This window comes from Sphingomonas sp. Leaf257, assembly GCF_001422185.1.
Taxonomy (GTDB): domain Bacteria; phylum Pseudomonadota; class Alphaproteobacteria; order Sphingomonadales; family Sphingomonadaceae; genus Sphingomonas; species Sphingomonas yabuuchiae.
On sequence record NZ_LMMH01000034.1, the window covers coordinates 239895 to 253218 of the forward strand.

General features: G+C 66.8%; 10 protein-coding genes and 1 tRNA gene. 5 read left to right on the forward strand and 6 right to left on the reverse strand.

From position 1 onward, the window contains the following. Positions 1 to 161: 161 nt before the first annotated feature. The gene (locus ASF14_RS16885) at positions 162 to 602 is read right to left on the reverse strand and encodes a DMT family transporter (RefSeq protein ID WP_056437733.1); all 441 of its coding nucleotides are present in this window, start codon (positions 600 to 602) and stop codon (positions 162 to 164) included. A 30-nt stretch (positions 603 to 632) separates the two neighbouring features. After that, positions 633 to 2687: an ATP-dependent DNA helicase RecG gene (gene recG / locus ASF14_RS16890; protein WP_056437735.1), complete on the reverse strand. Its 2055-nt coding sequence runs from the start codon at positions 2685 to 2687 to the stop codon at positions 633 to 635. 80 nt (positions 2688 to 2767) lie between these two features. Here recG and ASF14_RS16895 point away from each other — a divergent pair, with 80 nt between their 5' ends. Together ASF14_RS16895 and mfd are read left to right on the forward strand one after the other, a co-directional pair. Next, positions 2768 to 3034, forward strand: a complete 267-nt coding sequence (locus ASF14_RS16895) for an FAD assembly factor SdhE (protein ID WP_007404480.1) — start codon at positions 2768 to 2770, stop codon at positions 3032 to 3034. Between the two features lie 309 nt (positions 3035 to 3343). Next, on the forward strand, positions 3344 to 6811 hold the full coding sequence (gene mfd / locus ASF14_RS16905; RefSeq protein ID WP_056437742.1) for a transcription-repair coupling factor: 3468 nt from the start codon (positions 3344 to 3346) through the stop codon (positions 6809 to 6811). A 41-nt stretch (positions 6812 to 6852) separates the two neighbouring features. On the opposite strand, the gene ASF14_RS16910 is transcribed toward mfd, so the two are convergent. Both ASF14_RS16910 and ASF14_RS16915 read right to left on the reverse strand, forming a co-directional pair. Continuing rightward, a complete protein-coding gene (locus tag ASF14_RS16910) occupies positions 6853 to 7284 on the reverse strand; it encodes a YybH family protein (RefSeq protein WP_056437744.1) in 432 nt (143 codons plus the stop codon). After that, positions 7272 to 8981 (reverse strand): putative bifunctional diguanylate cyclase/phosphodiesterase, encoded by a 1710-nt coding sequence (locus ASF14_RS16915; protein WP_082442305.1) that lies wholly within the window; start codon positions 8979 to 8981, stop codon positions 7272 to 7274. The genes ASF14_RS16910 and ASF14_RS16915 overlap by 13 nt, the downstream gene beginning before the upstream one ends. Before the next feature lie 83 nt (positions 8982 to 9064). Between ASF14_RS16915 and moaA the strand changes: the two genes are divergently transcribed. The 3 genes from moaA to ASF14_RS16930 all read left to right on the forward strand — a co-directional run bounded on the left by moaA (position 9065) and on the right by ASF14_RS16930 (position 11245). Continuing rightward, complete coding sequence (gene moaA / locus ASF14_RS16920) at positions 9065 to 10120, forward strand: GTP 3',8-cyclase MoaA (protein WP_443025828.1); 1056 nt, start codon at positions 9065 to 9067, stop codon at positions 10118 to 10120. After that, positions 10117 to 10896 (forward strand): NAD kinase, encoded by a 780-nt coding sequence (locus tag ASF14_RS16925; RefSeq protein ID WP_056437748.1) that lies wholly within the window; start codon positions 10117 to 10119, stop codon positions 10894 to 10896. The genes moaA and ASF14_RS16925 overlap by 4 nt, the downstream gene beginning before the upstream one ends. A gap of 274 nt (positions 10897 to 11170) precedes the next feature. After that, positions 11171 to 11245: transfer RNA gene (locus tag ASF14_RS16930), tRNA-Asn, on the forward strand. A gap of 129 nt (positions 11246 to 11374) precedes the next feature. Here the strand turns inward: ASF14_RS16930 and ASF14_RS16935 are convergent. Beyond that, the gene (locus ASF14_RS16935; protein ID WP_156361268.1) at positions 11375 to 12154 is read right to left on the reverse strand and encodes a hypothetical protein; all 780 of its coding nucleotides are present in this window, start codon (positions 12152 to 12154) and stop codon (positions 11375 to 11377) included. After that, on the reverse strand, positions 12151 to 13251 hold the full coding sequence (locus ASF14_RS16940) for a hypothetical protein (RefSeq protein WP_168371559.1): 1101 nt from the start codon (positions 13249 to 13251) through the stop codon (positions 12151 to 12153). Before ASF14_RS16940 ends, ASF14_RS16935 begins: the two co-directional genes overlap by 4 nt. Between the last annotated feature and the right edge of the window lie 73 nt (positions 13252 to 13324).

Here is a 13324-nt window from a genome sequence, read left to right on the forward strand (position 1 = left end):
AGGGCTACTCCCTCTTTATAGGGGCTGTTCCCCGGCGAAGGCCGGGGCCCAGTTTCTGCCAAGTCGACGAAGCGGGATAGCGGTGCGTGGGAGGCATCTTCGCCGACCAATCAGCCGCAAGGCAACTGGACCCCGACCTCCGCCGGGGTACGAGCCGCGCCTCACCCCCGCTTCACCGCCACCGCGCCCGCAATCACCAGCGCCACCCCCACGACCTTCCCGATCGTCACCGGCTCGACCCGCACCCCGAACAGCCCGAAATGGTCGACGATCAGCGCCGCCACCAGCTGGCTGGCGATCGCCGCCGTCAGCGCCACGGAAATCCCCAGTCGCGGTGCCGCATAGGCCAGCACAGCCACGAACCCGGCGCCGTAAAAGCCGCCCAACCACGCCCAGCCCGGCGCGCCATTGAGCGCCGTCGGGCTCGTCCGGTCCATCGCCGCCCAGGCGATCGCCAGGACGATCGTCCCGATCAGGAACGAGGTCAGCGCCGCCAGCACCACCGACCCCGACGCCTTGGCGAGTGCCGCATTGGTCGGCGGCTGGATCGCCAAACCGAGACCGGCGATCAGGACGAGGATGAGCGGAAAGACAGCAGCCATCCGCGCCCAACGCCACGAACGCCGCTTCGTTCAGCCCGAACGCAAGAGCGCGACGCCTGCATCCCGCTCGAAGAGATAAAGCGCCGTCCGCGCCGCCTGCCCGCGCGGTGCCTCCAGCCCACCGTCACGGTCTATCAGCAACCGTGCGTCGTCCTGCGCGCACTGCATCAGGTCGGCCATGTTTTCGGGCGTGGCGAGCCGGAACGCCATCTCCCCCGATTGCCGCGTGCCGAGCAGTTCGCCAGCCCCCCGCAACCGCAGATCCTCTTCGGCGATGCGGAAGCCGTCATTGGTCTCGCGCATCAGGGCAAGCCGCGCCCGCGACGTTTCCGACAAATGCGAGCCCCGCAGGAGCAGACACCGCGACAGCCCCCCGCCCCGCCCGACGCGCCCGCGCAACTGATGCAACTGCGCCAGGCCGAAGCGGTCGGCATGCTCGATCACGATCAGCGTGGCGTTAGGCACGTCGACCCCCACCTCGATCACCGTCGTCGCGACCAGCACGCCCAGCCGTCCGCCCGCAAAAGCCTCCATCACCGCGTCTTTCTCGGCAGGCTTCATCTTGCCGTGAACCAGGCCGACCCTTTCGCCGAACCGCGCGCGCAGGGTCTCGGCGCGCATTTCGGCGGCGGCGAGGTCGGACTTTTCGCTCTCCTCGACCAGCGGACAGACCCAGTAAGCCTGCCCCCCGTCCGACAGATGCCGACCGAGCGCGTTGACCACTTCGTCCAGCCGGTCCTCCGACACCACGCGCGTCTCGATCGGCTGGCGCCCCGGCGGCATCTCGTCCAACCGGCTGACATCCATCTCGCCGTAATTGGCCAGCGTCAGGGTGCGCGGGATCGGCGTCGCGGTCATCGCCAGCAGGTGCGGCGGGGCCTTGCCCTTGGCGGACAGCATCATCCGCTGCGCCACGCCGAAGCGATGCTGTTCGTCGACCACCACCAACGCCAGGTCGCGATAGGTCACGGTCTGCTGGAAAATCGCATGGGTGCCGACCAGAATGTCGATTTCGCCCGCCGCCAGCGCCATCAGCGTAGCCTCCCGCGCCTTGCCCTTGTCGCGGCCGGTCAGCACCGCGATCTCGAGCGGCAGCCCGGCGAGCGTCTTGCGCAGCGTCTCATAATGCTGGCGCGCCAGGATTTCGGTCGGCGCCAGCATCGCTGCCTGGGCCCCCGCCTCGACCGCGATCAGCATCGCCATCGCCGCCACCAGCGTCTTGCCCGCCCCCACGTCGCCCTGGAGGAGCCGCAGCATCGGTGCGTCCTGCGCCAGATCACCCTCGATCTCGCGCACCGTCCGGCTCTGCGCGCCGGTCAGCGTGTAGGGCAGCTTAAGCATGTCCCTCAAGCGCCCGTCGCCATGCAAGGCCCGCCCCCGCCGCTTGCGGGTATCGGCGCGGACCAGCGTCATCGCCAGCTGGTTGGCGAACACTTCGTCATAGCCCAGCCGCTCGCGAGCCTTCGCGTCCGCCGGATCGGCATGGATACGGGCCAGCGCGTCCTTCCAGTCGGGCCAGCCGCGCTGCGCCTTCAGCCCCGACTCGATCCATTCGGGCAGTTCGGGCGACCGTTCCACCGCCTGCGCCGCCAGCGCCCCCAGCCGCCGCGAGGTGATCCCTTCCGACAGGGGATAAATGGCCTCGCGCTCGCGGAAGCCTTCCGCGCTGTCGCCCAGATCGGGATGGACGATCTGCAAATCCTGGCCATAGAGGTCGAGGCGACCCGACACGACCTTCGTCTCGCCGATCGGCAGCAGCTTCTTCACCCAGCCCGAATTACCGCCGAAATAGACCAGCGCGACGCTGTTGCCCGCCGCATCCTCGGCACGCACGCGCGTCGGCCCGCGCGGGGAGGACGAAGCGCGATGCTCCTTCACGGTCAGCGGGATGGCGATGACCCTCCCCGCATCCGACACCATCAACTCGTCACGCGGAAAGCGGTCGATATGGCCGGTCGGCAGATGAAAGGCGACATCGACCACGCGCGCGATGCGCAGGCGCTCCAAAGGCTTGGCAAGACCGGGACCGACGCCTTTCAGCGACGTGACCTCGGCGAACAGCGGATTGAGGATATCGGGACGCATGACTAGATGGGTGCGTATAGCCTCAAGCCCCCGCGCGCCGCCAGAGCATGTGGGCGTTAATCTCGTTGGATCGGAACCCCATGGACCACGAAACCCGTATCAAGCGCCTCCGCTTCCGCGCATGGCATCGCGGCACCAAGGAAGCCGACCTGATGATCGGCGGCTTTTTCGACGCGCATCACGAGACGTTGAGCCTTGAGGAACTCGACTGGTTCGAGGCGCTGCTGGAGGAGCAGGATGTCGATATCATGGCCTGGGCGATCGGCACGCAGCCCTGCCCGCCGCAATGGGACGGCCCGGTGATGCAGCGGATGCGCGCGCTGAATTTCGTGCCGATCGCCCGGTAACTTATAGGCCTGCGGACGTTCAGATGCTTGCACCTCGGTCTCGTGGCGCTTGCGCTCGTCCTCGCCGAAGATGCGCAGATAGCGTTCGATTTCGGCCGGATCGCCGGTCGCCTTGGCGGGATTGTCGGACAGCTTGACCGCCGGATGCCCATNAGGCCACAGGCGATGGTCTCTGTGGACGGCGCAGCTGGCGGATGCTGGTCGCCGCGCTCCTGATGGGCGGGGCGATGGCGCTGCTCAATGCGCTGAAGGGGAGGGGTGAATGAAGCCGATGACATCAAGCCCCAACACCCCCAGCTTCGGAACCCCATGCCCGATATCAAGACGATCCTGACCGCCAAGAGCCCGCTGACCCTGTCGGGCGTTCCGGCGGGGTTCCTGCCGGTGCTGCTCGCCGATCTGACACGAGCCGCGACCACGCGCGCGGTGTTCATCTGTGCCGACGAAGCGCAGATGCGCGAACTGGCCTCGACCGCGACCTATTTCGCGCCCGAGCTGGAAATCCTGCAGATCCCCGCTTGGGACTGCCTGCCTTATGATCGCGCCTCGCCCACCTTGCGCGTCATGGCGGAGCGGATCGCGGGGCTCCACCGGCTCCAAGCCAAACCCAAGACGCCGCAGCTGGTCCTGACCACGGCCAACGCCGCGACCCAGCGCGTGCTGACCCCGTTCCGCATCCGCCAGCTGGTCGCGCGCCTCGCGCCGGGCGAGCGGATCGGGCTGGAGAAGCTGTCCGCGCTGCTCCAGGCGAATGGCTATGTCCGTACCGAGACAGTGCATGACCAGGGCGAGTTCGCGGTGCGCGGCGGCCTGGTCGATCTGTTCCCCAGCGGCGAGGAACAGGCGTTGCGTCTCGATTTCTTCGGCGATGAGATCGAGAGCGTTCGGACCTTCGACCCCGCCGACCAGCGGACGACGGGCCGGGTCGAGGGCTTCACCCTGCTCCCCGCCTCTGAGGCGCTGCTCGACGAGGAATCGATCAAGCGCTTCCGCACCCGCTATCGCGAAACCTTCGGCGCGACCGCGACCGGCGACCCGCTGTATCAGGCGGTGTCCGAAGGGCGGCGCATGGCGGGCATGGAGCATTGGCTGCCGCTGTTCGAGGAAAAGCTCTCGACGCTGTTCGACCATCTCGGCGAGGCTGCGGTGGTGGTGCGCGACAGCGGCGTGACCGCAGCGGCGACCGCGCGGTTCGAGGCGGTGGCGGACTATTACGAGAACCGCAAACGCGCCGAGGCCGCGCAGCCGGGCAGCTTTCGCCCGCTACCCGCCAAGGCGCTGTACCTGACGGACATGGAATGGGGCGAAGGGCTGGAGACCGCGACCGGGCATCTCGTCTCGCCCTTTCATGAGCCGCAAAGCGCCACCGTCCTGGATTTCGAGGTCGACGGCGCGCGCGATTTCGCGCCCGAACGCGCGGCGCACGCCAATATCTATGAGGCGGTGGTCGATCATGTCGAGGCGCTCCGCAAGGAAGGCCGCAAGCCCGTCCTGGCCAGCTATTCGGTCGGCGCGCGAGAGCGGCTCGGCAGCCTGCTGAAGGATCACGGGCTGAAGGGCGCCAAGGCGGCCGAAACCTGGCAAGAAGCGCTGGGCATCGCCGATATCTCCAAGAGTTTCGGCGTCGCTCTGGTCGTCCTGCCGCTCGACCATGGCTTCACCGCGCCCGGAATCGCGGTGCTCACCGAGCAGGACATGCTGGGCGACCGGCTGATCCGCCGCCAGAAGCGGCGCAAGTCGGCCGACGCCTTCCTGGCCGAACTGGCGACGCTCTCGCCCGGCGATCTGGTCGTGCACTCGGATCACGGTATCGGCCGTTATGAGGGGCTGACCTCGATCCCCGTCGGCAAGAGCCCGCATGACTGCGTCGCGCTCTCCTATGCGGGCGGCGACAAGCTGTATGTGCCGGTCGAGAATCTCGAAGTCCTGACCCGCTACGGCTCGGGCGAGGACGGGGCGACGCTCGACCGGCTGGGCGGCGAGGCGTGGCAACGGCGCAAGGCCAGAATGAAGGAGCGCATCCGCGAGATCGCGGGTGAGCTGATCGCCGTGGCCGCCGAACGCGCGCTGCGCCCCGGCGAGGTGGCCGAGCCCGACAGCGCGGGCTATCCGGCCTTTGTCGACCGCTTCCCTTACGAGGAGACCGACGATCAGGACCGGGCGATCGACGATGTGCTGGGCGACCTGACGGCGGGCAAGCCGATGGACCGGCTGATCGTCGGCGATGTGGGCTTCGGCAAGACCGAGGTGGCCCTGCGCGCCGCCTTTGTCGCGGCGATGGCGGGAATGCAGGTGGCCGTGGTTTGCCCCACCACGCTGCTCGCGCGCCAGCATTACAACAATTTCGTCGCCCGTTTCGAGGGCTTCCCGATCAAGATCGGCCGCCTCTCCCGCCTCGTTACCGCGACCGAGGCCAAGCGGACCAAGGACGGCGCGGCGAGCGGCGATATCGACATCGTCGTCGGCACCCATGCGCTGCTCGCCAAGAATGTCGAGTTCAAACGGCTGGGCCTCGTCATCGTCGATGAGGAACAGCGGTTCGGCGTCACCCACAAGGAACGGCTGAAGGCGCTCAAGGCCGACGTCCACATGCTGACGCTGACGGCGACGCCTATCCCGCGCACGCTGCAAATGGCGATGTCGGGCCTGCGTGAGCTGTCGGTTATCCAGACGCCGCCGGTCGACCGCCTGGCGGTGCGGACCTATGTCATGCCCTGGGACCCGGTGGTGCTGCGCGAGGCCTTGCTGCGCGAACATTATCGCGGCGGACAGAGCTTCCTCGTCACCCCGCGCGTCGCCGACCTGCCGGATATCGAAGAATATCTACGCAAGGAGGTGCCGGAGGTCCGCTATGTCGTCGCCCACGGTCAGATGTCGGCGACCGAGGTCGAGGAGCGCATGTCCGCCTTCTATGACCGCAAGTTCGAGGTGCTGGTCTCGACCACCATCATCGAGAGCGGCATCGACATTCCGTCCGCCAACACGATGATCGTCAACCGCGCCGACCGCTTCGGCCTGGCCCAGCTCTATCAGTTGCGCGGCCGCGTCGGCCGGTCGAAGACGCGCGCCTATGCCTATATGGTCACGCCGCCAGAGCGGATGATGACCGAGGCGGCGGAGAAGCGGCTGAAGGTGCTGTCCGACCTCGATTCACTGGGCGCGGGCTTCCAGCTGGCCAGCCATGACCTGGATATTCGCGGCGCGGGCAATCTGCTCGGCGACGAACAGTCGGGGCATATCAAGGAGGTCGGCTACGAACTCTACCAGTCGATGCTGGAAGAGGCGATCCTGGAGGCCAAGGCGGGCGGCGCGTTCGAGAAGAAGCGCGACTTCTCGCCCCAGATTACCGTCGACGCGCCGATCCTGATCCCGGACGATTACGTCCCCGATCTCGACCTGCGGATGGGGCTTTATCGTCGCCTGAACGACTTGGAAAAGCATCAGGAGGTGGAGGAATTCGCCGCCGAGATGATCGACCGCTTCGGCCCGCTGCCCGAGGCGACCGACAATCTGATCCAGGTCATCAAGATCAAGCTGAACGCCAAGAAGGCCTGCATCGCCAAGATGGATGTCGGCCCGCGCGGCGTGCTGGTCGCGTTCCACGACAACCGCCCGCCCAATGTCGACGGGCTGTTCGCCTATGTCGAGCGGCTGGGCGAACTGGCCAAGCTGCGCCCGGACGGCAAGCTGGTCCTCAACCGCGCCTGGCCTGACGCCAAGGCGCGGCTGCATGGCGCGCTGCAATTGTCGAAGGGATTGGCGAAGGCGGCGGGGTGAGCCCTCCCCCTCCCCACGCATAGCTTGGGGAGGAATGAGGATCAGCTGCTATGATCGGAGATGATCTTCCAGCCATCGGCGCGGCGTTCGAAGACCAGGGTGGTCATCCCGCTCTCGGCCTTCGCGCCGCCCGACAGGTTCCATCGGGCGAAAAGGATACGGTGGTCGCCGATCCGCTTCAGATGGAGAAAGTCGAAGCGAAGCTGCCCGCGGCTATTCGCACCACCAGCGAAGCTCTTGCGATAACTGTCGGCAATGGCAGGCTTTCCCTGAATCAGCCCCTTGCTGCCGACAAACACCGCATCGGGCGCATAGATGGCCATGAAGCGGTCGAGATCGCCGCCATTCCATCCTTGCGCACTCTCCAGCATCGCCGACCGGATTGCGGCTTCGGCCGGATCGGCGACTGGAGCGGCGGCATGAACCGCCATGGGCGACAGCGCAAAGGCCGCCGCGATCGTCAGGCCGCGCATTCCATCTCTCCCTCGACCATCGCCTGCAAAGCCTTTTCGTCCAGCGGCGCGGCGCACAGGAAACCCTGATAGGTGTCGCAGCCCAGTCGCCCGAGCAACTGGGCCTGCCCTTCGGTCTCCACCCCCTCGGCAATGATCCCCATGCCGAGTTGCGCCGCGATGCGGATGATCCCGCGCACGACCACCCGGTCGCGCCGCGTTCCATCGACCTCGGTCACCAGTGCACGGTCGATCTTCAGATAGTCGATGGGCAGGCTGGTGAGATAGGCCAGGCTGGAATAGCCGGTACCGAAATCGTCGATCGCCACCCGCACACCCTCCGCCCGCAGCGTGTCGAGCACCTGCGCGGCACGGTCCAGTTCGCGGATCAGCCCGGTCTCGGTGATCTCGACGGTCAGCCGCTCGATCGGAAAGCCGCTGGCCGCCACGCGGTCGAGGAAGATGCGGGCGAAACCGGCCCGCCCGATATCGGCGGCGGTCACGTTGATCGACAGGCGCAGATGCGACAGCCGTGCGGGCCAGCGCGCCGCGCGTTGCAGGGCGACCTGCTGGATATGGTCGGACAGCGCCAGGCCCAGATCGGCGCGCTCGGCAGCGGCAAACAGCGGATCGGCGCCCAGCGGCCCCAGGGTCGGATGCCGCCAGCGCGCCAGCGCCTCGACCCCCGTGATCCGCCCGGTGCGGATGGCGACCTGCGGCTGGAAGACGATGTCGATCTCGCCGCGCTCGATGGCGTGGTGGAGATCGGCCGCCAGCACGTCCAGTGGCGCCACATCGCCGGGATGGGCGAAGCGCAACATCGCGCCGTCGCTTGCCTGCGCTTCGGCCAGCGCCTCCCCCGCACGGGCGAGCAGGCTGGCGGGATCTTCATGGGGGCGCGCCTCGGACAGACCGAGCCGGACGCCCAGACGGATCGGCACCGCGCCCGCCTGTACGGGCTGAGCGAGCAGCGTCTCCAGCGTTTCGGCAATGGTCCGCGCCTGTCGGCCATCGGCAACGCCCGCCATGACGAACTCCGCACCGCCCGACCGCGCGACGATCGCCCGGTCGCCGAACGCCTCGGCCGCGACCGCCTGCATTCGCGCCTCGACCCCGCGCAACAGCATATTGCCCGCCGGTCGGCCGTGTGCAGCGTTGATCAGGTCCAGCCGCGACAGCGACACGACGATCGCGACGCAGGGCTCGCCCCGATCCAGCGTATCGGCGACCCAGCGATGGATTTCGCCCACCTCGCCGTCCGCATGGGTGCGGCGTCGACGCACGTCGAGAGTCCGGCGGGCATGACGCTCGGCGAGCCGCAAGGCGGCATGGACCATGGGTTCGCCCGCATCGGGCGCCAGGATATGCGTGGCCCCCGCCGCAAGGAACGCTTCGAGCGTATCGGGATCCGAATCGGGCACCGAAACCAGCATGGCCGCCCCCGTCGCCGCGATCACCGCACCCAGTGCCTGCGCGGCACGAAGCCCGGCATCGCCCTCGCCCCGCGCATCGATCAGCGCGACGCGCGCCTCGCTCGCCAGGAAGGCGCTGACCAGCATGTCGCCGGGCGGATGCTCGCCGTCGCGCGGCGCCATCGACCAGATCGCCCAGCCGCCACGGATGATCGCTTCGTCCAGCAACGCAGGATGGCGGAACGAAAGCGCGAAGATCGCCGTTCCCCTGCGGTGGGCGTTAAAACCGAATTCATCCTGCGTCATGGGCGCACCCTATCCACCGCCACTGGGATCACCAACGGCAATCGATCTTGTTCGCGTCCCGCCTTGGGGCTACCGTCATGACGATGGGACGTGCCAATAATTCGTCCGATAATGCGGATGCCGTCGCTGTGACGGATCGGCGCCCGGCCGACGGGTCGCTGGTCGATCGCCATGGCCGAACGATCCGCTATCTGCGTATCTCGGTCACCGACCGCTGCGATCTGCGCTGCCGCTATTGCATGGCCGAGCAGATGACCTTCCTGCCGCGTGCCAAGCTGCTCAGCCTGGACGAGATCGCGATTATCGCCGAGCGGTTCATCGCGCGCGGCGTGACCCGTATCCGCCTGTCGGGGGGCGAGCCGCTGGTCCGCCGCGATGTCGTCGATCTGGTCAAGCGGCTGGGCGGCCATGTCGGCCATGGCCTGGACGAGCTGACCATGACCACCAACGGCACCCGGTTGGCCGACCATGCGGGTGCGCTGGTCGATGCGGGCGTGAAGCGCATCAATGTCAGCCTGGACAGCCGCGATCCCGAACGCTTTCGCTATATCACCCGGCACGGCGATGTCGGTCAGGTGATCCATGGCATCCTCTCCGCGCGCGACGCCGGCCTGGCGGTCAAGATCAACATGGTCGCGCTCAAGGGGATGAACGAGGACGAGATTGCTTCGATGCTATCGTGGTGCGTTTCGGAGCGATTGGACCTGTCCCTTATCGAGACGATGCCGCTGGGCGCGATCGACGAGGACCGGGTCGACCGTTTCCTGCCGCTGACGGCCGTGTTCGACCGGCTGGCGGCGGAGTTCCCACTGGTCCGCGCCGGGCATCGCACCGGCGGCCCCGCCCGTTACTGGCAGGTGGAAGGCAGCGAGACGCGGTTGGGCCTGATCTCTCCCCTCACCGCGAATTTTTGCGACGGCTGCAACCGCGTGAGGCTGACGACCGAAGGCAAGCTGTATATGTGCCTGGGTCATGAGGATCAGGTGGATTTGAAGGCCGCGCTGCGGAACGGGGGGATCGAAGCGCTGGATACGGCGATCGATCTGGGACTGGCGGCCAAGCCCGCCCGGCATGATTTCCGTATCGAGGCGGGATCGGCCCCGGCCGTGTCGCGTCATATGAGCGTGACCGGCGGATGACCCTTCCCGTCCGGCGGGCGCTCGTCGCCTCGCCCACCGCGCCCGCCCAGACCGCGGCCGCCGACCTGCTGCAAAGCGCCGACTGGGTCGATTTCGACGAGGCGGATTATGTCATCGCGCTGGGCGGTGACGGCTTCATGCTCCAGACGCTGCATCGGATGCTGGAGCGGCGGCGCGGGGCCGTGCCGGTGTTCGGCATGAACCTGGGCACGGTCGGCTTCCTGATGAACGAATGGCGCGGCTATGGGCTGGAGGATCGGCTGGCCCGCGCCAAGCCGTTCCGCGTCACCCCGCTGAAGATGACCGCCACCGGCATCGACGGCCGCGTCCATACCATGCCCGCGATCAACGAAGTTTCTCTCCTTCGCGAAACCCGCCAGACCGCCAAGCTGGAGGTGATGGTCAACGAACGCATCGTCCTGCCCGAACTGGCCTGCGACGGCATCCTGGCCGCCACACCGGCCGGATCGACCGCCTATAATTTTTCGGCGCAGGGCCCCATCCTGCCGCTCGGCTCGGCGCTGATCGCGCTGACCCCGATCAGCCCGTTCCGCCCCCGGCGCTGGCGTGGCGCGATCCTGCCCGACAAGGCCCGCATCTCGATCAAGGTCCTCGACCCGGGCAAGCGCCCGGTCTCGGCCGTGGCAGACCAGCGCGAGGTCCGCGACGTGGCGCAGGTGGATATCTGCATGGACCGCTCGCGCGAGCTGACGCTGATGTTCGATCCCGAACATGCGCTCGATGACCGCATCACGATGGAACAGTTCGTCTCCTAACGGAGGCCACCGCATAACCTCTTATTCCTCCCCTGCAAGGGGAGGGGGACCATCCGGAGGATGGTGGAGGGGTGTCACCCCTATCGAGAGCGGGACACCCCTCCGTCAGGCCTTCGGCCTGCCACCTCCCCTTGCAGGGGAGGAATGGAAGCCAACAAAGGCCCGACCCGCATTTATCCACAGCTTTGGCGGCAAGACTTACGCAAAAGCGTCAAAAAAGGGGTTGCGGGTTTTTCCCGGCCCTTTATAGGACCCCTCCACAGCGCCGGAACATTCCCTGATAGCTCAGCGGTAGAGCTCTCGACTGTTAATCGAGCGGCCGTAGGTTCGAATCCTACTCAGGGAGCCACCGGCGCTGTAGGTTTTCCGCCATTTCCTGCTTGAGCGACCAGCTCGCAACCGGCGGCATTATTACACACATTATGACAAGCGTTATGACATTCGCGGTCTGTTCTCACGACATTTAGGGTGTTGCGAATCAGCCGTGTCGAGTTGCTGCCCCCGATTCGGGGCGCACCGCTTCGACCGCTTCGACCAAACGTCGGGCCTGATGCGCCAAGGTGTCGAGCGAGCCGTAAGTTGCGGTGACGCCCGCACGGTGCACCAGCCCGATTGCGCGGCCGAATCCCTCACCATCAAAATATCGATCAGGCTCGATCCCGGCTGCCTCGCGGATTGCGGCCAGCTGCTTCACGGCCTCATCGTGTCGACTGGACCGCATCGACAGCTCGCGCGAAACTCGCTTCGCTACTTCCGCCTCGATGGCGGCTCGCTCGCTAGCCATTGCGGCATCCACCCCGTCGCGGATCGCTTTCTCTCTGGCGTCATGTGCACGCCGGAGAAGAGCGGCGAGGAACTCCGGTTCCCAAGCCGCCCGGTCAAGGGCCGGGGCCTTCGTCGCGCAATGGAGGCCGTTGCCCTTTAGGATGAGGTGGCCCCAGGTCGGCGGCAATTCGCCATCCTTTATGATGTCGGCTGGCGTCACCACCCACCAATGATCGCAGTAGCGCTGTATGGCCACGGACTTATCGGGTTGCTTCAGTTCGTGCAGCCAATCGGATCGACTGACCTTGATCTCGAACCCGTGCAGGCGAAGCCCGCGCGACGGGTAAAGGCTCATCGCGATAGCATCAGCCGATCGCGTCGCACGTGCGCCGGTTCCATCGGCGACCTCGAAGAAGCACGCCCATTCCGGCGCCCGATGGCGATTGAGAAGCGCCGCGCGGACGTCTGCGGCGGTGTAGCGCTTGGCCGTCATTCTGCTTCCTTCCCTTCGGGTGTGCTGCCAGCGGTCACGACGGCGATATGCTCCCGGCGGCGCGCGGCGATTTGTTTGGCCTTTTCCTGGTTCGCCTTGTTGTAGATGCGGGTGACCTCCAGCGTCGTATGGCCGGAGACCGCGCGCACGTCGTCGGTGCCGCTGTCGCCGATCTCCGTGATGCCGCCATGGCGGAAGCTGGTGAACTTCAGGTCGCCGGGCAGCCCCGCTTTATCGCGGATGCGCCGGTGGAGCTTGTTCATGTAATCCTTGGTGTACGCCTGGCCGGTCCGCTCATCGAGGATGATCAGGTCGGCGGCGTCACGGCGATCGATCCGGCGGATCTCGGCTTCAAGCTCGGGGTATAGGTCGAGCCGCTCGCCGTCGATTGTGTCGACCAGCGGAATGTCGACCACGTTGCCGGTCTTCGACTGGATGAGGCCGATCCGCTCGCCGGGGAGATATCCGCCCCAGCGCACGCCGCGGCTGACCCGGCCGTCCGGATCCTCGAACCCGAAGGCATCATAGACGCGCTGGCACGCTTCGAAACAGATCGCAGCGGCGGTCGCCATGCTCTGCTTACCCATCTCGCGCGCGGCGGCGCGATAGGCGTCATACTCGGCGCGCGTCGCTGCTCTGTTACCCCGGCCCGCTCCGCTGCTCGACTTGATGCCCATACCTGCGAATGGGTTTTCCTTAACGCCCGTGGCCTTCCCGTGGCGCGACGCCTGGTTCCAGACGAGACGGCAGACCTGCATCGCGTATGAACCCTGGCGCTCGCCGTGCTTCTCGCGCAGCTTCTTGTAGAGGGTGTCGGCGGCGGTCGCGTCGATTGCGCTGGCCTTGCGCTGGCCGAAGGTCCCCGCCTTCATCGCCACGTCCTCGATTTGATTCATGCAGACCTGATACCCGGCGCGCGTGTTGTGACGCAGGGCGGTGAACTTTTCGAGCTTCCGATACCAGCCGAACAGCCAGGCTACCGAGCCAGGGACAGCCTTCGACAGCGCGCCCTCGCGCCATTCCTTGAACGCCTTATTCAGCGCCTCGGCGTGCGCGATCGCCTTTGCCAGATCGGTGCCCAGCGGGGACGATGACACGGGGCAGGTCTTCCCATGGCGCTCTGTCGGCGGCGATGCCCACTTCGGACGGACCCAGTAATAAGCCTTCCCG

What these genes read in the sequence shown, in the direction of transcription:
- ASF14_RS16885 (WP_056437733.1), bottom strand. Translation starts at nt 602, where the DNA reads ATGGCTGCTGTCTTTCCGCTCATCCTCGTCCTGATCGCCGGTCTCGGT.
- recG (WP_056437735.1), bottom strand. Translation starts at nt 2,687, where the DNA reads ATGCGTCCCGATATCCTCAATCCGCTGTTCGCCGAGGTCACGTCGCTG.
- ASF14_RS16895 (WP_007404480.1), top strand. Translation starts at nt 2,768, where the DNA reads ATGGACCACGAAACCCGTATCAAGCGCCTCCGCTTCCGCGCATGGCAT.
- mfd (WP_056437742.1), top strand. Translation starts at nt 3,344, where the DNA reads ATGCCCGATATCAAGACGATCCTGACCGCCAAGAGCCCGCTGACCCTG.
- ASF14_RS16910 (WP_056437744.1), bottom strand. Translation starts at nt 7,284, where the DNA reads ATGCGCGGCCTGACGATCGCGGCGGCCTTTGCGCTGTCGCCCATGGCG.
- ASF14_RS16915 (WP_082442305.1), bottom strand. Translation starts at nt 8,981, where the DNA reads ATGACGCAGGATGAATTCGGTTTTAACGCCCACCGCAGGGGAACGGCG.
- moaA (WP_443025828.1), top strand. Translation starts at nt 9,065, where the DNA reads ATGGGACGTGCCAATAATTCGTCCGATAATGCGGATGCCGTCGCTGTG.
- ASF14_RS16925 (WP_056437748.1), top strand. Translation starts at nt 10,117, where the DNA reads ATGACCCTTCCCGTCCGGCGGGCGCTCGTCGCCTCGCCCACCGCGCCC.
- ASF14_RS16935 (WP_156361268.1), bottom strand. Translation starts at nt 12,154, where the DNA reads ATGACGGCCAAGCGCTACACCGCCGCAGACGTCCGCGCGGCGCTTCTC.